The sequence below is a fragment of the Prosthecochloris sp. genome (assembly GCA_015482705.2).
Lineage (GTDB): Bacteria > Bacteroidota > Chlorobiia > Chlorobiales > Chlorobiaceae > Prosthecochloris.
Genome location: JADMLA020000040.1, coordinates 190,945 through 216,892, shown reverse-complemented (window position 1 = coordinate 216,892; position 25,948 = coordinate 190,945). Strand labels below are relative to the sequence as shown.

The 25,948-nt window shown below is 48.2% G+C and carries 23 protein-coding genes and 1 tRNA gene; 8 read left to right on the top strand and 16 right to left on the bottom strand.

Features of this window, described 5'->3' with window-relative positions; all coding sequences use genetic code 11:
- Window positions 1-8: 8 nt before the first annotated feature.
- The 3 genes from QZ209_RS11035 to recG form a co-directional block, all read right to left on the bottom strand.
- A complete protein-coding gene (locus QZ209_RS11035) occupies window positions 9-1,382 on the bottom strand; it encodes an NAD-dependent succinate-semialdehyde dehydrogenase (protein WP_294347858.1) in 1,374 nt (457 codons plus the stop codon).
- 197 nt (window positions 1,383-1,579) lie between these two features.
- Entirely contained in the window at window positions 1,580-2,533 is a 954-nt protein-coding gene (gene rsgA / locus QZ209_RS11030; protein WP_294347856.1) for a ribosome small subunit-dependent GTPase A, read from the bottom strand.
- Between the two features lie 26 nt (window positions 2,534-2,559).
- Window positions 2,560-4,641 carry an ATP-dependent DNA helicase RecG gene (gene recG, locus QZ209_RS11025; RefSeq protein ID WP_294347855.1) on the bottom strand — a complete coding sequence of 694 codons (2,082 nt, stop codon included), beginning with the start codon at window positions 4,639-4,641 and terminating at the stop codon, window positions 2,560-2,562.
- Between the two features lie 306 nt (window positions 4,642-4,947).
- On the opposite strand from recG, the gene rpmE reads away from it, so the two are divergent.
- Window positions 4,948-5,175 (top strand): 50S ribosomal protein L31, encoded by a 228-nt coding sequence (rpmE, locus tag QZ209_RS11020; RefSeq protein ID WP_294347854.1) that lies wholly within the window; start codon window positions 4,948-4,950, stop codon window positions 5,173-5,175.
- 44 nt (window positions 5,176-5,219) lie between these two features.
- On the top strand, window positions 5,220-5,780 hold the full coding sequence (frr, locus tag QZ209_RS11015; protein WP_294347853.1) for a ribosome recycling factor: 561 nt from the start codon (window positions 5,220-5,222) through the stop codon (window positions 5,778-5,780).
- On the opposite strand, the gene bchY is transcribed toward frr, so the two are convergent.
- Both bchY and QZ209_RS11005 read right to left on the bottom strand, forming a co-directional pair.
- Window positions 5,767-7,017, bottom strand: a complete 1,251-nt coding sequence (bchY, locus tag QZ209_RS11010; protein WP_294347852.1) for a chlorophyllide a reductase subunit Y — start codon at window positions 7,015-7,017, stop codon at window positions 5,767-5,769. The two genes, frr and bchY, sit on opposite strands and share 14 nt — an antisense overlap.
- A 2-nt stretch (window positions 7,018-7,019) precedes the next feature.
- On the bottom strand, window positions 7,020-7,517 hold the full coding sequence (locus QZ209_RS11005) for an HU family DNA-binding protein (protein ID WP_294347850.1): 498 nt from the start codon (window positions 7,515-7,517) through the stop codon (window positions 7,020-7,022).
- A gap of 545 nt (window positions 7,518-8,062) precedes the next feature.
- Here QZ209_RS11005 and xseA point away from each other — a divergent pair.
- Window positions 8,063-9,313, top strand: a complete 1,251-nt coding sequence (gene xseA / locus QZ209_RS11000) for an exodeoxyribonuclease VII large subunit (RefSeq protein WP_294347848.1) — start codon at window positions 8,063-8,065, stop codon at window positions 9,311-9,313.
- Here xseA and kdsB read toward each other — a convergent pair.
- The 6 genes from kdsB to QZ209_RS10970 all read right to left on the bottom strand — a co-directional run bounded on the left by kdsB (window position 9,249) and on the right by QZ209_RS10970 (window position 14,227).
- A complete protein-coding gene (gene kdsB, locus QZ209_RS10995; protein ID WP_294347846.1) occupies window positions 9,249-9,992 on the bottom strand; it encodes a 3-deoxy-manno-octulosonate cytidylyltransferase in 744 nt (247 codons plus the stop codon). The two genes, xseA and kdsB, sit on opposite strands and share 65 nt — an antisense overlap.
- A 62-nt stretch (window positions 9,993-10,054) precedes the next feature.
- Entirely contained in the window at window positions 10,055-10,507 is a 453-nt protein-coding gene (dtd, locus tag QZ209_RS10990) for a D-aminoacyl-tRNA deacylase (RefSeq protein ID WP_294347844.1), read from the bottom strand.
- Between the two features lie 25 nt (window positions 10,508-10,532).
- A complete protein-coding gene (locus QZ209_RS10985; protein ID WP_294347842.1) occupies window positions 10,533-10,826 on the bottom strand; it encodes a DUF167 domain-containing protein in 294 nt (97 codons plus the stop codon).
- Between the two features lie 11 nt (window positions 10,827-10,837).
- Window positions 10,838-11,125, bottom strand: a complete 288-nt coding sequence (gene gatC, locus QZ209_RS10980; protein WP_294347840.1) for an Asp-tRNA(Asn)/Glu-tRNA(Gln) amidotransferase subunit GatC — start codon at window positions 11,123-11,125, stop codon at window positions 10,838-10,840.
- A gap of 120 nt (window positions 11,126-11,245) precedes the next feature.
- Window positions 11,246-12,580 (bottom strand): citrate synthase, encoded by a 1,335-nt coding sequence (locus QZ209_RS10975; protein WP_294347838.1) that lies wholly within the window; start codon window positions 12,578-12,580, stop codon window positions 11,246-11,248.
- A gap of 135 nt (window positions 12,581-12,715) precedes the next feature.
- Complete coding sequence (locus QZ209_RS10970; protein WP_294347837.1) at window positions 12,716-14,227, bottom strand: alanine/glycine:cation symporter family protein; 1,512 nt, start codon at window positions 14,225-14,227, stop codon at window positions 12,716-12,718.
- A gap of 304 nt (window positions 14,228-14,531) precedes the next feature.
- Between QZ209_RS10970 and QZ209_RS10965 the strand changes: the two genes are divergently transcribed.
- Window positions 14,532-14,606, top strand: a tRNA-Asp gene (locus QZ209_RS10965).
- Window positions 14,607-14,680: 74 nt separating this feature from the next.
- On the opposite strand, the gene QZ209_RS10960 is transcribed toward QZ209_RS10965, so the two are convergent.
- The 5 genes from QZ209_RS10960 to QZ209_RS10940 form a co-directional block, all read right to left on the bottom strand.
- Window positions 14,681-16,489 carry an alpha-amylase family glycosyl hydrolase gene (locus tag QZ209_RS10960; RefSeq protein ID WP_294347835.1) on the bottom strand — a complete coding sequence of 603 codons (1,809 nt, stop codon included), beginning with the start codon at window positions 16,487-16,489 and terminating at the stop codon, window positions 14,681-14,683.
- Between the two features lie 46 nt (window positions 16,490-16,535).
- Window positions 16,536-17,279, bottom strand: a complete 744-nt coding sequence (locus tag QZ209_RS10955; RefSeq protein ID WP_294347834.1) for an NYN domain-containing protein — start codon at window positions 17,277-17,279, stop codon at window positions 16,536-16,538.
- A gap of 420 nt (window positions 17,280-17,699) precedes the next feature.
- The gene (locus QZ209_RS10950; RefSeq protein ID WP_294347832.1) at window positions 17,700-19,883 is read right to left on the bottom strand and encodes a heavy metal translocating P-type ATPase; all 2,184 of its coding nucleotides are present in this window, start codon (window positions 19,881-19,883) and stop codon (window positions 17,700-17,702) included.
- A 2-nt stretch (window positions 19,884-19,885) separates the two neighbouring features.
- Window positions 19,886-20,095 carry a heavy-metal-associated domain-containing protein gene (locus QZ209_RS10945; RefSeq protein ID WP_294347831.1) on the bottom strand — a complete coding sequence of 70 codons (210 nt, stop codon included), beginning with the start codon at window positions 20,093-20,095 and terminating at the stop codon, window positions 19,886-19,888.
- Between the two features lie 57 nt (window positions 20,096-20,152).
- A complete protein-coding gene (locus tag QZ209_RS10940; RefSeq protein WP_294347829.1) occupies window positions 20,153-21,028 on the bottom strand; it encodes a DUF1848 domain-containing protein in 876 nt (291 codons plus the stop codon).
- 165 nt (window positions 21,029-21,193) lie between these two features.
- Here QZ209_RS10940 and QZ209_RS10935 point away from each other — a divergent pair, with 165 nt between their 5' ends.
- From QZ209_RS10935 to menH, 4 genes are read left to right on the top strand one after another with little or no spacing between them, the layout of a single operon-like run.
- Window positions 21,194-21,796: a tetratricopeptide repeat protein gene (locus tag QZ209_RS10935; protein ID WP_294348043.1), complete on the top strand. Its 603-nt coding sequence runs from the start codon at window positions 21,194-21,196 to the stop codon at window positions 21,794-21,796.
- Between the two features lie 33 nt (window positions 21,797-21,829).
- Window positions 21,830-23,245 carry an isochorismate synthase gene (locus QZ209_RS10930; protein WP_294347828.1) on the top strand — a complete coding sequence of 472 codons (1,416 nt, stop codon included), beginning with the start codon at window positions 21,830-21,832 and terminating at the stop codon, window positions 23,243-23,245.
- Between the two features lie 6 nt (window positions 23,246-23,251).
- A complete protein-coding gene (menD, locus tag QZ209_RS10925; protein ID WP_294347827.1) occupies window positions 23,252-24,997 on the top strand; it encodes a 2-succinyl-5-enolpyruvyl-6-hydroxy-3-cyclohexene-1-carboxylic-acid synthase in 1,746 nt (581 codons plus the stop codon).
- A gap of 29 nt (window positions 24,998-25,026) precedes the next feature.
- Entirely contained in the window at window positions 25,027-25,806 is a 780-nt protein-coding gene (gene menH / locus QZ209_RS10920) for a 2-succinyl-6-hydroxy-2,4-cyclohexadiene-1-carboxylate synthase (RefSeq protein WP_294347825.1), read from the top strand.
- The last annotated feature ends 142 nt before the right edge of the window (window positions 25,807-25,948 follow it).

The window sequence follows — 25,948 nt, the reverse complement described above, 5'->3', positions numbered from 1 at the left end:
TTCTCTGTTCAGCCGAAAAACATTGATTTCGCGTTTACGAACTCACGAATGCCGTAACGGGAAAGCTCACGGCCATAGCCTGACTGTTTGATCCCTCCGAAGGGAAGGCGAGGATCAGATTTCACCATTGCATTGATAAAACAGTTTCCGGCATCGAGGCGTCCCGCGACCGCTTTCGCCCGTTCAGGATCGCTGGAAAAAACAGCCGATCCGAGCCCATAGGGACTGTCATTGGCAATTCTTATGGCATCATCGTCGCCGAAAGCTTCGATAACGGTAGCCACAGGACCAAATGTTTCTTCAGCGTAAACAGCCATCCCGGGAGAGACGTCGGTCACTATTGTAGCCGGGTAAAAGAAACCTTTTCTATCAGGAATCTCTCCACCGCAAAGCACCTTGGCACCAAATTCACGACTCTGCTCAACCTGCCGGTGAAGGGCATCTCTGAGATCTTTTCTCGCAATAGGTCCAATCCGCACTGACGGATCGAAAGGGTCACCCATTTTCGTCTCTCCCATTCTTTCGAGCAGCATCTCTTCAAACCGGGATTTTACAGCGTGATGAACGATGAATCGCTTCGCCGCTATACAGCTTTGACCGGTATTGAGCAGACGTGAAGCAATACAAACATCCACTGCCTGCTGAAGGTTTGCATCGTCGAGTACGACATAAGGGTCGTTACCTCCCAGTTCCAGCACGCTTCTTTTCAGCGCTCTGCCGGCTTTCTCGGCAACGGCCATCCCTGCACCGGTACTCCCCGTTACAGAGACAGCCTTGATGACCGGATGAGCGATAATTTCCCCAACCATACGGTCGACATCTTCCAGATCTATGTGCAGTGTCCTGTAGAGATTCAATGGAAACCCCGCTTCCCTGAAAAGACTTTCGAGCGCAATCGCCGATCCTGTAACATTGGGAGCATGCTTGATGACAACTCCGTTGCCTGCCATCATGATAGCGGCGGCGAAACGAATAACCTGCCAGAACGGAAAGTTCCAGGGCATAACCCCAAGCACCACCCCTAGAGGCTCAAAGGTCACCAACCCGGTCATTCCGTCAACGTCAACGGTTTCGTTTTGTAGAAACTCTTCAGCATGCTCGGCATAGAATTCACATACCCATGCACATTTCACGACCTCGCTAACGGCTTCTTTGAAAGGTTTTCCCATTTCACGGCTTATAACCGTTGCGTGTTCATCTTTTTGTTCCCGAAGAAGATCCGCCAGGCGATTCATCGCAACTTTACGTTCAGTGACAGGTGTTTCTTTCCATACCGACGCCGCATGCTGTGCGGATTCAAGCAGTTTTTCCATGTCGGCAGAATTCATAACCGGGTATTCCGCAAGGATTTCTTCAGTTGCAGGGTTAATGGTGAGAATCATCGTTGATTGCCTTTCTTTTTTTTGAAATATGACAGTTACAGTTTGTAAAAATAAAAAGTAAGAGCATTATATCATCTTCGAAAACGCATCTCTTCCAACCTGTGAGTCACTCAAAAATACTTCTACATGCCTTGAACGATTCACAATGACTCCACGTACTCGACCATGGCATGGAGGCAATCTCATCTGCTTCAGACTCACGAACGCTCGTCTAACGATGCAAGAATCGCCAAATAACTTGTATATCGCTCACTGCTGATAATACCGTTCTCGACAGCCCGCATTATACCGCATGAGGGTTCCACGGTATGTGTACAGGATGAAAATGCACATTCTTTCATTGGGACAAGAAATTCCGGAAAATAAAACCGGAGATTCTCTTTCGTTATTTCGGAAAGATTGAACTCCCGTATCCCCGGTGTATCGATAACATATCCACCTTGCGGGAGGCCAAGCATCACCGCATTTGTCGTAGTATGTACCCCTTTGAGACTCCAGGAACTGATCTCGGCGGTTTTCAGTTTTTCTTCACCGACAAGCACATTGATAAGTGTCGACTTTCCAACGCCAGAGTGCCCGCTGAATGCCGATATCTTTCCTGCAAGCGAGCAGCCCAATGATGCAATACCCTCTCCATTTTCAGCGCTGACGTAACACATTGCATAACCGAGATCACAATAAGGGGCCATCATCTCTGTAACCAGTTTCCGGTCGGCAATATCCATCTTGTTGACAATAATGACAGCCGGTAAACATTCCGATTCCGCAAAGACCAGATAACGGTCGATCAGACGAGTGTTGAGGGGCGGTTGTACTGCTGAAACAACAACGGCAAGCTGGTCGATATTTGCGGCTATAACCTGAATCTTCTCTTTACTGCGGTTGCGGCGCACCTCTCTTTTTCTCACAAGAGCAGTACGGCGATTACGAACAAGAGTGATGACCCCTTCGACATTTTGACCACATGCGGTAACCGTCACTACGACACTATCTCCAACTGCAACAAGACCGGTTCCGGTATTTTCCGTCTTTGTTCCGCGAAATGTCGAGCACAGGCATCGTTCTCCCACAGCCTCTTCGACAAGGTACATCCCGCCCCTCGCTTCGGTAACAACCCCTTCGAATTCAACTCCCTTTTCCAACCTGTTCATATATCAATGTCGCTGGAAAGGAGTTCTCATCCGATATTTGCGAGAGCGTGCTTTCCATGATAATGTTTTATGTAATATTCTTTTATGATTTCATTTCCATGTTCCCGTAACTGCGGGTCACAATCAATAATCTCGAAGGCCGCGTCACGGGCTGAACGCATAATATCGTAATCTTTCACTATGTCAGCGATTTTCAACCCCGACACCATGCCTGACTGCTCTTTACCAAGCACGTTACCCATACCTCGTAATGCAGCGTCGATCTCCGAAAGCCTGAAACCATCGCCAATGTTTTCCATTGCCGAAAGCCGCTGAGAAGCATCGGAACCAAGTTTCGTATGCACGAGAAAACAATATGACCGATGCTTTCCTCTTCCGACCCTTCCCCTTAACTGGTGCAGCTGTGCAAGCCCGAAGCGTTCGGCATGTTCAATAACCATAACCGTTGCGTTCGGTACATCGACACCGACTTCGATTACAGTGGTACCGACGAGCAGATCCAGTTTGCCGGAACTGAACGACCTCATAACCTGCTCTTTCTCCCGGGAAGACATTTGCCCGTGAATCAACCCCATCCTTACACCCTGAAGCGTGTCACGAAGCTTGTGGAAACTTTCTTTCGCAGCTTTAAGATCCATTTTTTCGGACTCTTCAACAAGTGGATAAACAATATAGGCCTGTCTACCCCTTGTTATTTCGCGGCTAAGAAAATCGAAAACCTCTGACTTGTCACGTTCCTTGCAGCAACGTGTAACGATGTTTTTTCTGCCTCGAGGAAGCTGATCGATGATCGTTACATCGAGATCCCCGAATACTCCCATACTGAGCGTTCTCGGAATAGGCGTTGCAGTCATCAGCAGCACATGGGGATTTTCCGCCTTATCCTGCAGGGCTTTGCGCTGCATGACACCGAAGCGGTGTTGCTCGTCGATAACTGCCAGTCCGAGCTTATCGAATCTCACCGCCTCCTCGATGACGGCATGCGTCCCCACGAGAATGTCAAGATGACCGGTTTGAAGATCATCAAGCACTCCTTGGCGCTCTTTTTTCAACTGCCGACCTGCGAGAAACCCCACGTTCAAGCCAAGAGGCTCTGCAAATTTTCGTACAACCATAGAGTGCTGAAACGCAAGAATTTCCGTTGGTGCCATGAATACAGATTGCATTCCGTTATCAGCCGCAAGAGTCATGGCAAACATGGCCACCAGGGTTTTACCGGACCCGACATCCCCCTGCAAAAGCCTGTTCATCCTGACACCGCTTCTCAAATCACGGTATATCTCGCGTACAGCATTTTTCTGTGCATCGGTCATGTTGTAAGGCAGCATGTCGTATAGCGCTGCCGTGAAGTTTCCCGAATGCCGGAAAGGAACAGCACTCCTGTCGGTACGAATAGAAGCCCTGCGTAACGCAAAAAAAAGTTGAGCGAAGAAGAGTTCAGCCCATTTAAACCTGTACAGCGCACGGTCAAGCATTTCGGGTGAAGAAGGAAAATGAATCATGCGATATGCCTCATTGAGGGGTAAAAGATTGTGTTGGCGGATTATTCCTTCGGAAAGGTTTTCGCTGAACCGAGGAGGAATATCGGAAAACGCCTGTTTTAGCAACCCCCTCATTCCCCTGGAACCCAAACCGGAACGTTTCAGTGATTCCGAGGAAGGATATACCGGCACGATCCCGTTATACGGGGATTCTCCACTTTCAAGGTCAAGACGCTCGAATTCCGGATGCTGCATTTGTGGCCGCCGGCCGAAATATCCAACCTTGCCCGAAACACATAAAGAATCTCCTTGCCGAAAGGAGTTGAAAAAAAAGTGCACACCGCTGAACCACACGATTTCAAGAACACCTGTTTCATCGAAAAGTTCCACCTTCAGCCGTACTTTACGGTATCTCCCTGCCTGTTTGACAAGGCTTCGTACTTTTCCAACAACGGTTGCCTGCTCCCCCTCGACAAGTGTAACGATAGGTTTGACCGTTCTTCTATCAAGATAACGTCGCGGGAAAAAATCGTACAGATCCGCCATTGTCTCGATACCGGCCTCTTTCAACAAGCCTGCCTTGTGCGGCCCAACTCCTCTGATCACGGTTACCGGGGTACCGCTCATGCATTCATTCACCATAGAAACACATCACCATAGCATTATTCACCTCTACGATCCCACAAAACAGACATGTTTTTTTCACTTTTTCACTATCAAAAGCGTTTCCTCCAACCCGTCGAGAAATGAAGCATCGTATCGCTGTCACAGCCATAAGGGGTTTTCTCTCCGTTAGTTGTTTTTTGGCTTCTGCTGGAAAACTCGGCTCGCACTGTACTTTGTTCCTGCAAGAAAATCTTGTATATTGCCGGATAAATCATTTTATGCCTGAACATAAAACTGTTTTTTTGTCAGACAAGGTAAATCGAAGTCATGAAAAAAGATATTCATCCGAAGTATACGAAAGTTACGGTTACCTGTGCCAATTGCGGTAACACTTTTGAAACCCGGTCAACCAGACCCTCTATAAAAGTTGATATCTGCAGTAACTGTCACCCATTCTACACCGGCAAACAAGTTCTGGTCGATACGGCAGGACGCGTTGAACGTTTCCAGAAAAGATTCGCCAAGAAAGCAGCCCCGTCGTCTGCCTCGAAGTAGGTACTGCCTGCGGTCTCCGATAAACCAAAACGATTCGAAACGGTATGAGCGTAAGAGATATCACTCAAAAGGTGGAAGCAAAAATGAAAAAATCCATTGAAAGCTTCCAGCATGAGATCGCAGCAATAAGAACCGGAAAAGCGACGACAGCGTTGCTTGACCGTGTGAAAGTCGATGCATACGGGCAATCCATGCCCCTCAAGCAACTGGGCAACGTCGGCGTCCAGGATGCTCATACCCTTATGGTACAGGTATGGGATAAATCAATGGTCACTGCTGTGGAAAAAGCCATTCGGGACGCAAATCTCGGACTCAATCCAGCAGCAGAGGGCCAGAGCATCCGTGTCAGCATTCCTCCCCTTACGGAAGAACGGCGTAAAGAATATGTCAAGCTTACAAAAAAATATGGTGAAGATGCGAAGATTGCACTCCGCAATCTTCGCAGGGAAATACTGCACGGTGTGGATAAGCTCGAAAAAGACAAAGAAATCAGCGAAGATGAGAAAAGCCGAAGCAAAAAAGACGCTGACGACCTTGTCCACAAGTATGAAAAACAAATCAACGACCTGATCACCCAGAAGGAAAAGGAGATTATGGAAGTGTAGGTGTAGTGAAGTATTCTTTCATTTTCCTGAACACCTCTTTTCTCCCCAACAAACCGGCAACCATCCCAAGCACAGTTCCGGCACCTGCGGCAAAGAATACAGGCCGTGATGAAATATTATTGGTATAATAGATTGCCGGAATACCCCGTTCCTTCGCAAAGCTGTCCAGCGATGTCGTACCGATGACAAGGTCCGGATTGTATTCAAGAACAGCCTGCATGTCTTCTTCAAGGAATTTCCGGTAGCGTATCTCTGTACCGAGCATGGTAAGAAGCTGGTGATCTTCTTCTCCGAGAACTGTACGGGCAATCGATGTCGATGCATAAGGAACTTCCAGACCCGCTTCCAAGAGCAGCCTTACAACCGGCAGTTCATTCCCCTCGTATCCAGCGACAATCACCTTTCCGGAAAGGTGACCGAACTTTTCGATGACCGCATGTGTTTTTGCTTTTTCCTCGGCAGCGACCTGACGTACTGTTTCCATATCAAGCCCGAGAACCTGACCGATCTGCTCAATCCACCTCGCGGTGGCTCCTGCACCAACAGGATTTCCAGATATAATTCTTATGCCTTTCTCTTCAAGGAGTGATGCAGTCCTTTCATAAAATGGGTGGAGAACAGCACAGGCTTCAACCTTTCCCGACTCGATATAATCATCAACATCTGCAGCAGGCAAGACAATGACAGATTCGACACCTATGCGTTGCAAAACACTACCAATGGCCATGGCGTCGACAGGAAAAATCTCACCAACGACAAGAAGAGATTTCTCTTTCTTCGGCGCGATAAAATCCCCAAACCGTCGTAGCAGGGTAGAAACGGCAACATCCTTCGCTTCAGGATGTGACTTGATCTGAAATGCAGGTAACCGGACAAGCTGTACTATGGCATTCCCCGCTTTTTTCGGCAACAGCTCTTCAGCAATTCCTGCCGTCTCGGCGACACAGGTACTGACAACAGGAATAAAAGTCACAGCCGGATCTTCCGCGATCCGCTCGATGGTAGCCCGCAAATCATCGATCATGGTACCACCCGAAATCTGAACATTCATCAGCTCAGGTGATACAATCGACCTTCGAGCGGCATAAAAATGGGAGACAAACGTCAACCCGTACAAGCATCCCTGATCTGCAACAAGACATACCCTTGCACCTTCGATCCTGGTAAGAACCCGCAGCCCCCCGAAAGCTGGACACATTGATTGCGGGTGTAAATTCGAGCAGATATTTTTTTCCATGATTAGTGAATTGGCACTTCAAAAGCTGAAAGATGTTCAAAACAGTTGTTTACGATTTCATGCAACACCTGGTCGGGCACAAACCTGAATTTGCCGTCAACTTCAGTGAACGACCCGAGACCTTCGAGTAAAAGGTCCCGCTTTTTCACCATACTCTCTCTGAAATATCCTGAAAGGATCCTGCTAAAGACCTCAGCATCCTCATCAACCAGACCGGTTGTTCTTCCTATGATATGCCGGGTGGTGGAGCCGACGACCGGCCTTGTCAAAAAGGTAATTTTTTTCCTGGGGGGTATGGCTCGAACAACATTGTCCTGCTTTTGCCTGTTGAACGGAATATGCACCACCTTGAAATACCCAAGTCCCTTGACGGATACCTCTCCTTTTTCAACGAGTACTTCAACCAATCCGGCAAAAACTGCGTCAAGAAGCTTTACGGCACGTTGTTTATCCAGAGACAGCTTCTTCTCCAGAAGAGCAATGCAAGCATCATGTTCCATACCCAAGATGATCGGTTACCGTTTATTCATATGGTTAACAAGTCATTCTACACAACAATACCCCAAAGTGTACCCCCGTAGAATCCGAGCCTTCATGTCACGGAATTCATCCGGCATCCATCGATAAAACAAGCAGCAGTCGAAAACAACAGTTGAAATGGCGACCTCGTTCATCCTGCAGTTTATCTTTATGCAGTCATCCTCCGGCTTCATCCGTGAAATCATAAACAACTATTTCACAGGCCTTACCCGGGACACCGTCTTGCAATGAAAGTCTCTATGGATAAAGCATACCTATGAAAATCGTCCCTCTCTTTCACGGGGCGGCACGACGCTCTACCTGAAACGTATTCATGGTGACCGAAAGCCGTGAAGCAGTCCCTTCGAGAATGTCTCACGTATCCCTTTTCTTTCACCAGGCAAATACTGCACGACCTGAAAACCGGTACATCGTTATCCCTGACCAGAATATACTAAAACCATTCAATGGAAATACCTAACTTGTCGAATACAATCCCAAGCAATTTGTTTCGTAAAAAACGCTCATGCCTGAACAGATACTTACCGTCACCGAACTCACCAGCGGGATCAAATCCGTCCTTGAAAATAAATTTCAAACCATCAGTGTAAGGGGTGAGATCTCCAATTTCAAACTTCCGAGCTCGGGACACGTCTACATGACCCTGAAGGACGAGGGAGCACAGATTCCCGCTGTCATCTGGAAAAACATTCGTATGCGTCTTTCCGTTGACTTGAAAGACGGTCTGGAAATTATCGCTCACGGACGGCTCGAGGTCTACCCCCCATCGGGACGTTATCAACTCATATGCACATCGGTTGTTCTCGCAGGTGAGGGTACGTTGCAACTCGCTTATGCAATGCTTTTGGAAAAGTTGGCAAGTAAAGGTTATTTCAACCAGGAGCACAAGAAACAGTTACCGGCCCTCCCGGAAAAAATCGGCCTGATCACTTCAGCGACAGGAGCGGTCATAGAAGACATGAGCAACGTCTTCAGGCGTCGCTTTCCAGCTGCAAGACTTCTGCTATATCCCGTCAAGGTACAGGGAGAAGAAGCAGCAAAAAACGTCATTGGAGCACTGCAATATTTCAATGAACTCTCCGATTCCGCCCTGAAACCCGATGTCGTTATCGTGGCCAGGGGAGGGGGATCTCTCGAAGACCTTCAAGCATTTAACGATGAAGCCGTCGCTCTGGCAATATTCAACTCGAAAATTCCGGTTATCAGTGCCATCGGCCATGAAACTGATGTCACGATCGCCGACATGGTTGCCGACGTTCGCGCGGGAACACCGTCAATCGCCGCAGAAATTGCAGCCCCCGATATGCAAGAACTGCTCAAACATAGCGACACCCTGCTCAATCGGCAATGTTTGGCATTACATGCAAAAGTCGAAGGAATCGAACGGCAAATCGACTCTCTTCTTGGCAGTTATGCATTCAACCGTCCACAGATCCTCCTTGATCAAATGCAAGAAAGGATCAACCACCTTGTCAAATTTATGTCACAGTCCGTCGGAAATACTATAAGGCACGCGGAACGGAGCTTCTCTTCAGCAACGGAGAGACTTTCACTGCTTGATTACCGGAAAACCCTCGAAAGAGGCTTTACCCTGGTCAAGCAGAACAGTTCTTATGTCACATCCCGTGCGTTTTTACGAAAAACCGACAAGGCATCGGTGATCTTCCACGATGGTGAAGTAGAAGTTGACATCATATCGGACGATGCTGTTCGCGGAACATCCTCCGCGCAAACTCGAGCTCCTCGAAAGTGTTGACCCCGGGCGAATCTACCGTGGTCTCGACACAACGTATACGGTAACCGTTCTCGAGAAGCCGCAACTGCTCGAGAGACTCTTCCTCCTCGAGCATGGAGGGCTCGAGTGTTGCAAAGGAAGATAAGACATCTTTTCTGAAAGCGTAGATCCCGATATGACGGTAAAAGATAGTCGATGCGCTTCTTGCTTGCTGAAAAGGAATCTGACTCCGTGAAAAGTACAGAGCATATCCGTTCCTGTCGACGACCGCCTTTACGATATGACGATCACCGATCGTGGTATAATCTGAAGGAAGTACCGGATAAATAAGTGTTACACAGTCAGGGTTGTCACCTCGAAGATAAGGCTCCGCAACACGATCGATATTGCCAGGATCTATCAAAGGCTCGTCACCCTGCAAATTGATGAAAACATCTCCTTCCATCTTTCCTGCTGCTTCGGCAATACGCTCCGAACCACATCGGGCAGTGCCCGTGATAACCACTTCAGCTCCAAAAGCCCGAAGAACGGCTGCAATCTCCTTGCTGTCGGTTGCCACCACGACACGATCCGCACAACGAGCCTGCTGAGCTCGCTGAAAGGTCCTTACAATGAGAGGCTCTCCATCCAGATCTACGAGCATTTTCCTTCTCAACCGGCTTGAATCAAGCCTTGCAGGAATAACGATTACAATTTTCATAAACGAAAGGGCTTGTTAGCACAACAACTCGCACTCATCTTTCAAAACACCAGTCTCACTCTTCACTTCGTTGAAGGAGTATCGACAACAAGGGTTACCGGCCCGTCATTGACCAAGCCAACCTGCATTTCAGCACCGAAACGACCCGTCTCGATACGCAGGGAACATTTCGAACGTATGGTTTCAAGAAACCGGCAATAGAGACCCTCCGCTTTACCGAACGGCGCTGAAGATGAAAAACCGGGTCTGTTGCCCCGGCTCGTGTCGGCATACAGGGTAAACTGTGAAACAAATAGAAGATCTTTTCCGGTATCCAAGACAGAACGATTCATTTTTCCTTCATTGTCTTCGAAAATCCTGAGGTTGAGAACCTTATGGATCATCCAGGAAATCTCTTTATCCTCATCTCCGGGAGCGATACCGAGAAGGACCAGAAGACCCGGCCCTATCCGTGAATGGAGACTGCCGTCGATCGTAACCGAAGCCTCGCTTACTCTCTGGATCACTGCTCTCATCGGCCAGTTGCTTTCTTGAAAGAACTCACAGATAGGGTGCGACTTTTTCCCTGAACCCGGATAACGACACCCCCTCGACCATCACCCGCTTCTTTTTTCCTCTCAACCCGGAAATAATCTGCACATCGGTTCGTGGCACGCCAAGCGTTCGCGCGAACAGCTTGCAGCACTCCAGATTAGCAGCCCCGTCTACCGGAGGAGCTTTCAGGTTCACCTTAACGCTACCGTCATGTTCACCAGCAATCATACTTCGTGAAGAGCGGGGCTGAACCTTGACAGAAAAAATAACGCCCCCCTCTTTTTCCACTATCTGAAGCATACCGAAACAAGCTACCCGATGACCTTCGGCACCCTGAAAAAACGGTCAAGCTTATCCGGTGCATTCTCGAGAGCAACATTATTGGGAATCGACTCCCGGCAGTGATCTTCACGAAGCACGTTAACCTGATCGTGAATACTGCTCAATGGTTCAACGCCTCGTGTGTCAACCTCGTTGAGCTTCTCGACGTAATGAAGAATAGCATTCAGCTCACTGGTCATTTTCTTTTTTTCAGCGTCAGTAAAACGGAGCCTTGCCAACTCGGCTATATATGCTACATCTTTTTCAGTTACAGACATGGATCAAACATATTATATCATTATTCGAAATGTCCAAAGTCAGGACCTCGTCACGGCAAAGTGTTCAAGATAATAAAAAATGTCCTTGTATCTCATGGGAGAACACAGCCCACGCTAGAATCACAACCTGCACATACCGATTTTATTTTCGACAAGCTGTGATATCTTAGGCCGATTCTCGATCGGCACATAATCACGTTTATCTTCGCCCAAATACATCTGTCTGGGTCGGGCAATTTTCTGTTCATCGTCATTCATGTGCTCCGTCCATTGTGCAAGCCATCCCGGTGTTCTGCCGATAGCGAACAATACGGGAAACATATCCAGAGGAAATCCCATCGCCTGGTAAATCAAACCGGAATAGAAATCAACGTTCGGATACAGTTTCCGGTCGATAAAATACTCATCTTCAAGGGCAATTTTTTCAAGCTCCAGAGCGATATCCAGCAATGTGTTTCGTCCGGTAACCTCGAACACATCGAAAGCGATTTTTTTAATGATCTTCGCTCTCGGATCATAGTTTTTATACACCCTGTGGCCAAACCCCATGAGCCGTCCTTCTCCAGCCTTTACCGATTTAATGAACTCGGGAACCTTGTCGAGAGAACCTATTCTTTCCAGCATCCGGATAACCGCCTCGTTCGCTCCTCCATGCAAAGGCCCGTAGAGTGCCGCACATCCTGCTGCAAGTGCGGAATATGGGTCGACACGCGAACTCCCAACAGAGCGCACTGCGCTGGTCGAACAGTTCTGTTCATGATCGGCATGGAGTATAAAGAGCACGTCAAGTGCCTTTTCCAGGATGGGATCAGGGGAATATTTCAGTTCTGTCATTTTAAACATCATGGAAAGGAAGTTTCCTGCATAACCGAGGTCATTGTCCGGTAGAACATAAGGAAACCCCATGCTGTGGCGAAAACTCATTGCAGCGAGTGTAGGCATTTTTCCTATCAGACGCCGAACCTGCAGTTTTCTTGATTCCATATCGAAAATATTCTTCGCATCGGGATAAAAAGTAGACAACGCACCGACCGTCCCGACAAGAATGCCCATTGGGTGGCCATCATAGCGGAATCCGTCCATGAATTTTGTCAGGTTCGCATGAACCATCGTATGCATCTGGATATTGTACCGCCATGCCTCGAGCCGTTCCTTGTCAGGCAACTCTCCTTTGATCAACAGATAGGCTGTTTCCAGAAAAGAGCTTTTTTCGGCAAGCTGCTCGATAGGATACCCCCTGTAACGCAGAATCCCTTTCTCACCGTCGATGAAAGTTACCATGCTTTTACAGGAAGCTGTGTTCAGATAACCCGGATCATAACCGAGAAGCCCGAAATCGTCATCGGAAACCTTTATCTGGCGGAGATCCATCGTCCGTATGGTACCACATTCTATAGGAACCTCGTAGGTCTGTCCTGTGCGGTTATCCGTAATAGTCAGGGTATTTTTCGACATGATCGTTTATCTTTTTTTTGTTTTTTACAGCCTCAACAACCATTTCCTACTTTCTAACCTCTCTAAACCCTCTGATCATTCCCGCTTCAACGTTCTTGCGGCGACTCGTTTCGAGAAAGATCCACCGGACGGTAATCACCTGTAGCGACCGATCTCTCCCTGCCGTAAACGTTCAAAATAGGTTTCGAGATCCCGCTTGACACCGGGGGCGAGAAGATACAAACCAATAATATTCGGAAAAGACATCGCAAAAATCATGGCATCGGAAAAATCGATCACAACTTGGAGGTTCATCGCTGAACCGATGATGATGAATGTGCAAAACAGCAACTTGTAACTCACGTCCGAGGACAGGCCTTCTCCAAAGATATAGGTCCATGCCTTGAGACCGTAATAGGACCATGCAATCATCGTTGAAAAGGCAAAAAGCAGTACAGCAACGTTCAGTATGTAAGGGAACCAGAAAATAACCTGCTCGAAAGCTTTCGATGTCAATGCTATGCCATCCATCCCCTGTTCGGTATACAATCCCGAAATGATGATGACGAGTGCCGTCATGGTACAAATAACCACGGTATCGAGAAACGGCTCAAGCAGAGCGACAAGCCCTTCGGTTACCGGTTCATCGGTTTTGACCGCTGCATGAGCTATCGGTGAAGAACCTATTCCAGCCTCATTTGAAAATGCGGCACGACGGAACCCCTGTATCAGCACTCCGACCACTCCGCCATAAAGGGCCTCTGGAGCGAACGCTCCCTGCACAATTACCAAAAAAGCCCGGGGAAGTTCCGTGATATGCGAAAAAATAATAAACAGGGCTGCGGTAACATAGATAGCAACCATGAATGGAACGAGCTTTGTCGTGACTCGGACAATCGAACGTATTCCACCGATGATAACCATGCCGACAAGAATCGCCATGATCAACCCGAAAATCCATCCCTGCTGATAGAAAACACTCTGTTCCCCACCGGTCACTAACACCGTTTGCCGAAAGGCCTGGTTGGCCTGAAACATATTTCCCAGACCGAACGATCCACCGATACACATGACAGCGAAAAAAAATGCAAGAATTTTCCCGAAACCTGCCATTCCTTTTTCAGCAAACCCTCTGCTGAGATAATACATCGGGCCTCCTGAAACCGAACCGTCTTCGTTGACTTTCCTGTACTTGACCCCCAGAGTGCACTCGACAAACTTCGATGACATGCCGAACAAGCCACCGAGAATCATCCAAAAAGTCGCGCCGGGTCCCCCTAAGGTAATGGCCACGGCAACTCCGGCTATATTACCAAGCCCTACGGTTGCAGACAGAGCTGCAGTCAAGGCTTGAAAATGAGAAACCTCTCCTTTCTGTAAATCAGGAGCATCGTAAACACCTCGAACCAGTTCGACTGCGTGTTTGAATCCCCTCACATTGACAAAACCCATATAGACGGTAAATCCAACGGCAGCGACGATCAACCAAAGAAGAATAAAAGGGAAACTGATACCTCCGATCGAGATGGGAAAAAAAATAATTTTGAACATGAAAGCCGTAAGGGGAACCATGGCATCGTTGATACGTTCATCGATCCCACGCGCAAAAAGCCGAAAAGGGAAAAAAAACTGTACCAAGAAAGTGGTGATAACGAAGAGCTGTTTCATAGGTGCTAGAGCTGGTCTACATGCCGAAAAGACCGGTTCCAGAGCAATCATAGGCAATGGACCGTATGAAAAACACAACCGGTTCGAGTAGTTGTCGATTCGTCCCGAAATAACGTATAACCCTTGGCAGGCAAGTATCAGCTCGCCAACATACCAACACTGACCCGGGTTATCCCGTAGATATCTTACTTGTTACTGCAGGATAGGTTGCGACATTTTGTTCAGGAATAAATATAAGAAGAATTAAAATGAAAAAACTTTTTGGAAGGAGACGTAAATATTTCTACATTAACAACTCTTTCAAGGAGCTGTAGCTCAGTTTGGTTAGAGCGCCTGCCTGTCACGCAGGAGGCCGCGGGTTCGAGTCCCGTCAGCTCCGCAACTTTTCTCTGCCTGCCTCGTCAGAGCCCTCAAACATTGTGATTTTTACCGAATGATCGATCAAAACTCATATCATTCGGCATCCTGAGACAAGATCAATGCGCTATAGGCGCCGACTCCAACTGATCCGTGAAAAAGCAGCCCGTCTTTCATTCCAGGATATGCTTCGGTATCGTAGCCGGGGTGGTTAGAAAAATCACTGCTGTAACCTGACCAGTCACTATTGAAACGAACACGCCATTTTCCGCTCCGAGGGAGCCCCATTCTATAGACCGGATAACTCCGGTTGGACATGTTGACAACAACAACGACATCGTCCCCCTTTCCACCATGTTCCCAGCGATGGTATGCAAGCAGCTTATCCTCATTGTTGATGTGAAAAACATTGACGTGCTGCCCCCTCAGGCCAGCAGTTTGATCATGCCAGTTACGCCTGAGCCGCACCAGATCACGGTAAAGGGTATGAATTCCGTCAAACCGCTGCAGTTTCGTCCAGTCAATCGGATCGGTATCACGAAACCACTCATCCTCCAGAAGCTCCTGTCCCTGGAATACCATAGGGATACCCGGAGCGGTCAACGCCAGAACCGCTCCAAGCGTAGACCTTTTCCTTGAAAACCAACTCGCTGCGTTTCCGGGCCAGACTGCTTCGGGAACCCTTGCCTGGCCGTTCGCCACCTCGTCATGTGATTCGGTATAAAGAACCCGCTGAAAAGCATCGCCATTGTATGAGCCGGTAATTGCCCGCTCGAGATCGTGCATATTCCGCTCACGGTCATCATGAGCAATGACCGCATCACGCACAGGATGGGTAAAACCTGCCGCCCACTGAGCATCGAAACCGGCACCACCCTCTTGTGCCGGCTTCGTTATCCATTCGTTCTCCTGTAAATCTTCGGCAATATTGATAACCTCGACACGTTCTTTGCGCACCTCACTGTTTACCCACTGCATAAGAGTCCATCCCTCATGAATGTCGCCTCCTGAACCATTGTATTGCGTTCGGATATTGACAGTTGAATCCCAGCGCAAACCGTCTGCACGAAAATCCTTGAGCCACATCAGAGCATTGTCACGGATAAAGCTTCTGACTTCACTACGACCATAATCCGGCCTGGTATGCCCCCACGGAGTTTTAGCCCTCCAGTCATTGAAAAAATAAATACCTCCTTTTCCATTTTCAGACCATCCGTCAAAACGCCAGAGGTCGAGATCCGATGGCCCAAAGTGGTTGTAGACCACATCGATAATCACCGCAATACCATAACTATGAGCGGCTTTTATAAATTTTTTGAGGGAAAACGGTCCTCCATATGCACTTTCTACCGCAAAAAGATGACCGGGATTGTACCCCCAGGAATAATCGGCTGCAAATTCCGTGAGCGGCATAATTTCGATCGCGTTTATCCCGAGATCGTGAAGATACGCTAAACGGTCAATCGCCCGGAAAAGGTCTCCCGGTCTTCCGCCATGCTCGTCATTGAATGTCCCGATATGCATCTCGTAGAGAACAAGTTCATTCAATGACGGCATGCGAAATTCCTCATCACCACTCCAGTCGAACGCATCGGCAACAATCACGGAATCTCCTGCGGAATGAGTGACCTCAAGGGCATACGGATCGTTTCTCCAATACTCGTTACCGGTCTTGGCATTGATTACCACATACTGATACCGGTCACCCTTCCTTGCCTGCTGCAGATCACATGACCAGTACCCATTGCCTTCACAAGCAAGAAAATCAGTGTCGGAAGACCAACTGTTGAAACTTCCCGCCACGGCGACAGAAGAGGCGAACGGAGCCCATACCCTGAACATCGTTCCCTTTGGATGAACCACTGCACCCATTCCAGGATGAAGAGACCGTTTTGTGCTGTTCATGATTGTGTTATGTATTCCCTGTTTGCAAAGGCATCCCACACCCTTGTCACTCTTTTTTCCGCTTATCTTTCAGGTAAATGGATTTGGAGTGACCATCGGCACTGGGCCGTTCATCGAGGTCGAACAGTTTTGTTGCCTTTACCAGTTCACCAAGCTTGCCGTACCCGTAATTCCTTGGATCGAATTCAGGCGATTGCTTGGCAATGGTACTTCCTACGGTTGCAAGGTGCGCCCACCCCCCCTCATCCGACGCTGAATCGACTGCGTTTCTCAGCAAACGAACGAGCCGTGTATCTTTTTTAAGTTCTGCTGTCGATTTCCGGGTAATGGCATCGTTCTCATTTGTTTTGGCTCGAAGCACCTCGGTATAGATGAATTTGTCACAGGCAGAGACAAATGCCGAAGGCGTCTTTTTTTCTCCCAACCCATAAACAAAGAGACCTGACTCACGGATCCGGCAAGCAAGTTTGGTGAAATCGCTGTCACTCGATACAATGCAGAAACCATCGAAATTACCGGTATACAACAGGTCCATAGCATCGATGATCATGGCACTGTCGGTTGCATTTTTCCCCCTGGTATAGCCAAACTGCTGAATCGGCTGAATGGAATGTTCCAGGAGCACCTCTTTCCACCCCCTGAGAGCCTGTGATGTCCAATCACCGTAGATCCTTTTGACACTGGCAACACCGTATTTGGCAATCTCTGCAAGTAATCCGTCGATAATCGAGGCCTGCGTATTGTCCGCATCAATAAGAACCGCAAGTCTCTGGGTTTTCTCAGAAGCCATACTGCATCATGATCTTATATTGGGTTCCTCTCTGTTTTTCATACGCGATTCAAGTACATGATTAACGGAGCACGGAAACCTGGGTGTAGACAGAGCACATGCTTATTTCGAGCATCGTTCAACGAAGAAATTGAATCGTAGAATACATAAATTGAGGCACCCTGTCTTTTTTCCACAAGCAAATAGTACCACAATAGTAACACCTTGAAGTGTCGTTTCAAACTAATTCACGAAACATAAACAGTTCAGAGTTTTCAGCGAGCCGGGAGAAATCACCTATCAGTGAAGCCATAGCCTCGCAAGAGATGTTCATGTTTCACGGCTCAGGCCCGGGGATAATAACAAATATAGAGGAACACACTCTGTAATCGGCACAGTGCGCTCCCGTTTCGCAGACCTGGTTTGAATATCTGATTTCCGTCAGAACTTTTTCAGCTTCAATGTAAGGGAACTCAGAACGACACTTACCGAACTCATGGCCATAGCCCCCCCGGCAATCATCGGATTGAGAAGCCATCCTGTCCAGGGATAAAGAACTCCTGCTGCAACAGGTATACCCACGACATTGTAGAACAAAGCCCAGAACATATTGAGACGGATACGTTGCATCGTCAAACGGCTGAGACGGATAGCCCTTGGAAGAGACGAAAGATCGTTACGCATAAAAACAATATCACCCGCTTCCATGGCGATATCGGTACCGGATCCCATGGCAATACCGATATCGGCCTGAGCAAGAGCAGGCGCATCGTTTATTCCGTCGCCAACCATACCCACAGATCCTGTTTCCTGCGCTTGCGCGATAAAAGCAACTTTTTCACCAGGCAACACTCCGGCCTTGTAGGATGTTATTCCCGTTTTTTCAGCTATAGCACGAGCCACCCGTTCATTATCTCCGGTTATCATCGAAATCGACAGCCCCATTGCATTGAGCCTGCCGACCGTTTCCACCACTTCAGGTCGTAGGGAATCGCTCAAAGCGAAAATGCCAATCGCCTCCCCTGCTCCCGCAAGCATGATAACCGTTTGACCTTCAGCCTCAAATCGTTCAGCGGACTCCCGGAAATACTCTGAAACTATTCCTGTCTCACCTATAAAGCGAAGTGAACCCATATGATAACGCTTGCCGTCGATCAGCGCTTCCACCCCTTTACCAGTATGTGATCGGAACTCTTGCGTTTCTGCGGGTACAATACCTTTCGATTCTGCTTTCATATAAATCGCTTTCGCCAGGGGGTGTTCGGAATTCCTTTCCAGACCGGCTGCCAGCCTGATACACTCGAATTCACTGTACCCTTCTCTTACGTTCATAGCCGTTACTTCCGGTTGTGCTTTTGTAATTGTCCCGGTTTTATCGAATACAATATGTTGCAGGCTTCCCGTTGTCTCGAGAGCATCGCCGCCTTTAATGAGAATACCTTCACCGGCACCCATTCCCGTACCGACCATGATTGCGGTCGGGGTAGCCAAGCCAAGGGCACAGGGACAGGCGATAACCAGAACCGATACTGCGGCGACAAGTGCAAAACCGAGAGGTGCACCAAGAACAACAAACCAGGCAAAGAAGGTCACACAGGCAATCACAATCACTGCAGGAACAAACCATGAAGACACTCTATCGGCGAATCTCTGTACTGGAGCTTTCTGCATCTGGGCATCTTCAACAAGACGAATGATCTTGGCCAGCATTGTTTCGGAACCGGTATGGGTCACCTTCATGGTAAAACCGCCCTCCCTGTTGATGGTCGAGCCGATAACATGTTCCCCCGCCCTTCTGGCAACCGGAACACTTTCGCCGGTTACCATGCTTTCATCAAGCGTGGTCGCCCCTTTAACGATTTCACCATCAACCGGCACCTGTTCACCGGGACGAACAACAAGCATATCTCCAGGATCAACCTCTTCAACCGGCACTCGAACTTCCAGCCCGTTCCTGATGACCGATGCTTCTTTGGGAAAAAGTTTTTCAAGCCTGCTTATCGCCTCCGAAGTCCGGTGTTTCGAGACAGCCTCAAGATATTTTCCAAAAACAACAAGCGTTATCAGAACTGCGGATGCCTCGAAATACTGGTGTTCTTTCCCCTCGAAAAGAACCAGGTAAACGGAATAAAAGTAGGCGGCACTCGTTCCCAGAGCCACCAACGTATCCATATTTGAAGAACGGTTCCCCAGAGCCATCCATGCTCCGAGATAAAATTCACGGCCCACATAAAACTGGACGGGAGTTGCGAGAATCCAGAGCACAATACCCTGGTAGGGAATCGGATCCTGCATGAAGAACATACCCAGCACCAGTGCCGGAACCGCAAACACGGCACCGGTGAAGAACCTGCGTCGCAGTCCGCGAAGCTCGTCCTGATACGACGTATCTTTTCGGGGGCTATGGAGCGGTTCTATCAGACGTGCTCCATAGCCTCTTTTTTCAATTTGTTTTATGAGCCTTGCAGGATCGGTAACAGCAGGGTCATAAGTAACCGAGGCTTTGCCGGCGGCAAAATTGACAACGGCACTCTCCACGCCATCTGTCTTGCCGAGAGTTTTTTCAACCAATTTTACACAGCTTTCGCAATGCATCCCGGTTACCTTGAGGTCCGCTTTTTCCATGATTATCCCGAAACTGTATACCCTTCTTTCTCTATCGTTGCTTTCAGGGTTTCAGGTGAAACCGAACCTTCGTCATAGACAACCATCGCCGTTTGCGAGTCGAGAGAAACATCGACGCTTTCGACACCGCCAAGTTCCTCGAGCGCCTCTTTGACGATCGTTTCACAGCTTCCGCAGTGCATACCCCCGACATGTATCGTAATGGTTTTCATAACGTAATCTCCCGATATGGTTCACCTCTGGATTTGGTTTGACGACTCGGCAATCCTTTAGAGCATCTCCGCTCTGTAATCATGTTCCCGGTAACGGCGAACAGCCTGTGAAAAATTTCTCGAGGCATAGCAGTACACACAACGGTGCAGACACGAACCATATCGCCCGATATCGATGCTGCGGATACAACGGCATTCCTCTGGTTGCCCCGGATCCTTCGCCGATGAAAGCTCGAGCCCGAACAGTTCTCTCATCAACCTCTCATCGATGCATTTTCCTTCAGAAACATTGGCAAAAGAATCCCTTTTCCCACAACGCTGTATCTGCAAACCTGCACCGGCAGTCAACGACCGGAAATGCTCTTCGAGAACCTGACGCTCATGAGAAGAGGGCGGTACATACCCCATCTCTTCGAGCTTCTTCTCGATGTGCCTGTACTTCTTAACAAAGGTCACAACGACTTTTTTCGTTCCGGCCGAAAGTCGAAGAGCTAGTTTTTCGAAGTTGCGCATATGAAAACCCATATGCATCCGGGAGCTTGTAATGACAGGATCATAACGCCAAATAACTTTTTCAGCCCCAATGCATTCACCAAGAGCGAGAAAGTCTTCGATGCATTCTTCGCAGGATGGCAAACCGGACTCATAACTGTTTGGATATCCGGTAATTGTATACAGAAAATAGTAATTGAACCCCCTCTCGTCCAGTTCCTCGAGGAAAGGACGAAGAGGCCTGGCATACCGTGTCCAAAAAACGACCGCTGCAACATCATCCGGACGAAGCGACACCACCTTGACCTGTGAATGATTATAGGGATTTGCCACCTTACAAAAGCCCTTCCGGATTTTATCCATGAACCATTCTGCATACAATGCCGGAATATCGGTTCTCCTGCTTGCGGAAACAACATGCCTGTGCTTGCCAAATAGCATATAAAAACGTTGAAATTAGAGAAAAAGCTCTTTTCAGATACAGCCTGAATGCCCTTCCAGAGTGATGAGTAAATATTCTATCATCACATATATATGTATATATTGTCCATTGTAAGGCGAAATAACCTGCCGACAGTCTCAAGACAATCCTCTATAGTTGTGCTTATGATTCGCACCTATCGACATCACCTGCAGCTACTGTTAACCTCAGCCGTTCTTCTCCTTACCGGCTTTGCAACCATGTCTTTTTCAGGATGCGATTCAGCATCGAAGAAACTCAACGACCTCCAACAGGCAGTATGGCAAAACCCGGAAGATCCGCAAGCATATATCAAGCTCGGCAATGAATATGCAAGACAACAACAATACGATAAAGCCGTGGATTCATATGAAAAAGCCCTCACCCTCAACCCGCAAAGCGGTATGACCGTTTACCCTGCACTCGGGGCGGCATACTTCAACCAAAAACAGTATACCCGGGCACTCGGCTATTTCGAGAAAAGCCTCGAATTTTCTCCGGATGACTCACTCCGGTTTTATGACATCGGTAACGCATACCTGCAACTTGAAAAATGTGATCTGGCAATCGAAGCATACCTTCAGGCTATAGCAAACAGCACGGCTTTTGAAGAAGCTTATTACAACCTGGCAATCTGTTATATCAGAACCGGACAAAAAGCAAAAGCCGAAGAGATTTATGCATGGCTTCAGGATAAAAACAATTATCTTGCCGTCACTCTCGAGAGGCACCTGGAAAATGCCAGGTGAAGCCGAGTATAGATCAAGGCCTGAAATGCTACCATGAACAAACCAACAGACATTATTGAACAAGTCAGTGAGCCTCTCCCGTTGAAAAAGGCCGTGAGCACGTTACAAAAAATGGTGCTCGATCATGCCAATGCTGCCGAGAGTGCTTCGGAGCCGTACCTTCAAACCTTTTCTATAGCTGTTTCCCCGACAGATCCTTTATTATGGCTGCATAATCAGGATCTTTATCCGAAATTTTTCTGGTCGAACCGCCAAAAAGACGACCTTGTCGCGGGAATAGGTACAGCCGATATTATCGAGTATGACAAGACCGGCCCCAACAACGTCAGTTTCGATATCCTTCAGAGAGAATTATGTAAAAAAGATCCTGACACGCGTTATTTCGGAGGTTTTTGTTTCAACAATGAACAAAAGCAGGATGAGCAATGGCGAGCGTTCAAATCTTTAATGTTTGTCTTGCCCAGCATTCAACTCTCGGTGGCGGACGGAATGCATACGTTAAGCTGTCACCTTATGATCGAACCCGGCGAGAACAGTACGACACGACTCCGTCGATTGCTCGATGCAATAAAGAACATAAAAAGTTCCGTCTCTCGAGACATCCCGCCTCTTCCCGAAATATACTCTCGTTCTTTCTCCCCGGACAAGCATCAGTGGATCGCAACATGCAACCAGATCCTTCAACGGTTTCAGGAAGGATTCATGGGAAAAATAATCCTTGCACGCCAAACCCTGCTTGAATTCAAGAGCGACTTTTCTCCTCTTCTCTTTTTATTGAGATACCCTTTTTCTGAAAGTTCTACGTACAGATACTATTTCGAACCCGAAAAAAACACGGCATTTTTCAGCTTCACGCCCGAACGGCTTTATCACCGCAAAAATAATGAATTGCTTACCGAAGCTCTCGCCGGAACCTGTTCAAGGGAAACGATCGACAACGGCAACGGTGATGCTTGTGAACAGCTGCTTAACTCCGAAAAGGATATCAGGGAACATAAATTCGTCAAGGATACCATTGTAAAAGAACTCAAACCGATCTGTAATGACATCGACATGGAAGAACGGGTTCGTGCTCTACAGCTCAACCGTCTGGCTCACCTCTATACCCAGTGCCGGGCTGAATTGAAACCGGAAGCGAGCAACGACTCATCCGTCCTCAAAACCCTTCACCCCACACCCGCAGTAGGTGGTGTTCCAAAAACCAAAGCCCTCGAACAGATTATACAGCTAGAACCTTTCAGTAGAGGATGGTATGCCGGGCCGGTTGGCTGGATCAGTAGAAATTCTGCTGAATTCGCCGTAGGAATCCGTTCGGCGGTAGCCAGAGAAAACAAGTTTTATCTTTACTCGGGCGCTGGACTTGTAAGAGGTTCAAACCCCGAATCCGAATGGGAAGAGGTCGATCATAAAATTGCTGATATCCTTGCCATAACCCGTCAGAAAAGTTAGAGGTTGATGAACAATCAGCAAATAACGACCATCTGGAGCACACTGATCGTCGAAGAACTTGTGCGCCACGGCATCAAACGTTTCTGTATTTCTCCCGGCTCCCGCTCGACACCCCTGACAGCAGCAGCAGCGAGAAACTCGGACACGGAGTGCAGCGTTTTTCCCGACGAACGTGCCGCCGCGTTTTTTGCACTCGGCTACGCACGTTCTGCAAGAAAACCAGCTGTACTTATCTGCACATCAGGTACGGCGGTCGCAAATTATTTTCCGGCAATAATCGAAGCATCCATCGATTACCAACCAATGCTTGTTCTGTCGGCAGACAGACCGTTCGAGCTGCTTGAAACCGGAGCGAACCAGACCATAAGACAACACGGTATTTTCGGTAGTTATACACGATGGCACTGTGAACTCCCTGAACCTTCTGAAAAGATTCCGGCCAATGCGTTGCTCTCGACAATCGACTATGCCGTCCGGCAAAGCCTTGGAACATCCCCCGGGCCCGTACACCTCAACCAGCCGTTCAGGGAACCTTTTGATCCGGTCGATACTCCGGACGACAGCACCTGGACCGATATACTCGCTCTGTGGAAAGAAAAACACGAACCGCTGAACAGTTTTGCATTCGACAGAAAAAAAGCGGAATCCGTAACGGTCAACCGTATAAAAAAACTGTTGACCGGTTCCTCTTCACCGCTTCTCGTTGCAGGACACCTCGACACAAGGGCTGATGGAGCAGCTGTTCTCAACCTTGCCAGAACACTGGATATACCACTGTACACCGACATATCGTCACAGCTTCGTATGTGCCGGGAAAACGAACCGATTCAACCTTTACTCCTGTCCGAACGGTTTACTTCGCGCTTCAAACCCGATCTTGTGCTTCAATTCGGAGGCAAAATAGTGGGAAAACATCTTCCGGCCGCGATAAAACGATGGACTCCCCAACACTTCATCGTCATTAAAAACCATCCTTCCCGATATAACCCGGATCACAACGTCACGCTGCAGATCGAAGCCTCACCGGAAGACTTTGCGGCACAGCTTGTTTCAACAGTCGATCGGGACAAAACAAACGATGTATCACTGCACATCCTCTCTTCAGAGATAGAAAAAGAACTCGACGACTACTGCTCATCGGGAAAAGCTCTTACCGAGATCTCCACAGTCAGAATTGTTTCGGAGATAATTCCCGAATACCATGGCCTGTTTCTGGCAAACAGCATGCCGATAAGGGATATGGACGCTTATACCGTTTTGCGAAAAAACGGGGCAATACCAAAGTTCGGGATGAACCGTGGAGCAAGCGGTATCGACGGCAATATCGCAACTGCAGCCGGTTTTGCCCAAGGGCTTGACTCACCCGTCACTCTTGTCATCGGAGATATTTCCTTCCTGCACGATCTCAATTCGCTCACCCTCTTGCATACGATGAAACATCCCCTCCATATTGTTGTCATCAACAATAACGGCGGGGGGATCTTTTCCTTCCTTCCCATAGCAAAGCAAAAAGATATTTTCGAAACACATTTTGCCACGCCACAACAGTACAATATCCGTTCCGCCGCCGAAACCTTTGGAATATCCTATTGCAATCCCTCTACGAACCGACAGTTCCGCGAACACTATCTGAAGAGATGTCGATCGAATACACCCGGAATCATAGAAATAACCTGCTCGAGAGAGAACAACCTTCAGGAACACCATACCCTGAACGCCAGGCTCAGGGCACTCATAGACCAGTATGTATGATCATTGATACGTCTTTTCAAAGATACCATATGCACAGCACCGGAAACCCGGTATTGCCAGGCATATTGATGCTGCACGGGTTTCTTGGATCGGGAAAAGACTGGAAACATTACGCAGAAAGGTTACAGAACGAGTATACATGCTTCATGCCGGATCTTCCAGGCCACGGGGCCACGCCGGCACCTCATGATATAACCGGCACATTCGAAACAATCGGCGAAAGTTTAGCCGAACTTGCAGGAACAATACATGCGGACCCATTACATCTTGTGGGTTACTCGATGGGGGGACGCCTTGCACTCTATCTGACACTGCATTATCCCGAGCGGTTCCGCAGTGCCGTGATCATTTCGTCATCACCAGGTATGAAAAACCCCGGAGAAAAAGCTCGACGTTATGAATCCGACAAGAGAATCGCAGAACGCATAACAAAGGATTTTGACAGTTTTCTCGATGCATGGTACGAACTGCAGCTTTTCGCAACGCTGAAAAGACATCCCCTTTTTTCGGAAGTTTTTGAGCGACGTAAGGCAAACGACCCACAAGCTCTTGCTGCCGCCTTGAAACAACTGAGCACAGGCTGTCAACCTTCCTTATGGGAAAAACTTGGTCAAAACAGCCTCCGTACAGGCTTTTTTGTCGGCGAAAAAGACAGAAAATACGTTGAGATTGGCCGCCAAATGGTTAATTTATGCCCTAATTCGGAACTATTCATCTTTCACGGCTGTGGCCATACGCTTCACATTGAAAACAGAAACCTGTTTCTCGAACGACTGACGGGATTTTTGGCAGGAACGACACGACATTGAGGCGTCTTTTACAGGTAGTATGCCGTTGCCATATCGTATGCAGAGAAAATCCATCCTTTTCAGGGTAAAACAGTTGCTGCGAGCCGGATCGATCCAGTGAAACACAGGTCAGCATTTCACAGGGGAACGATACGTTCCGTAT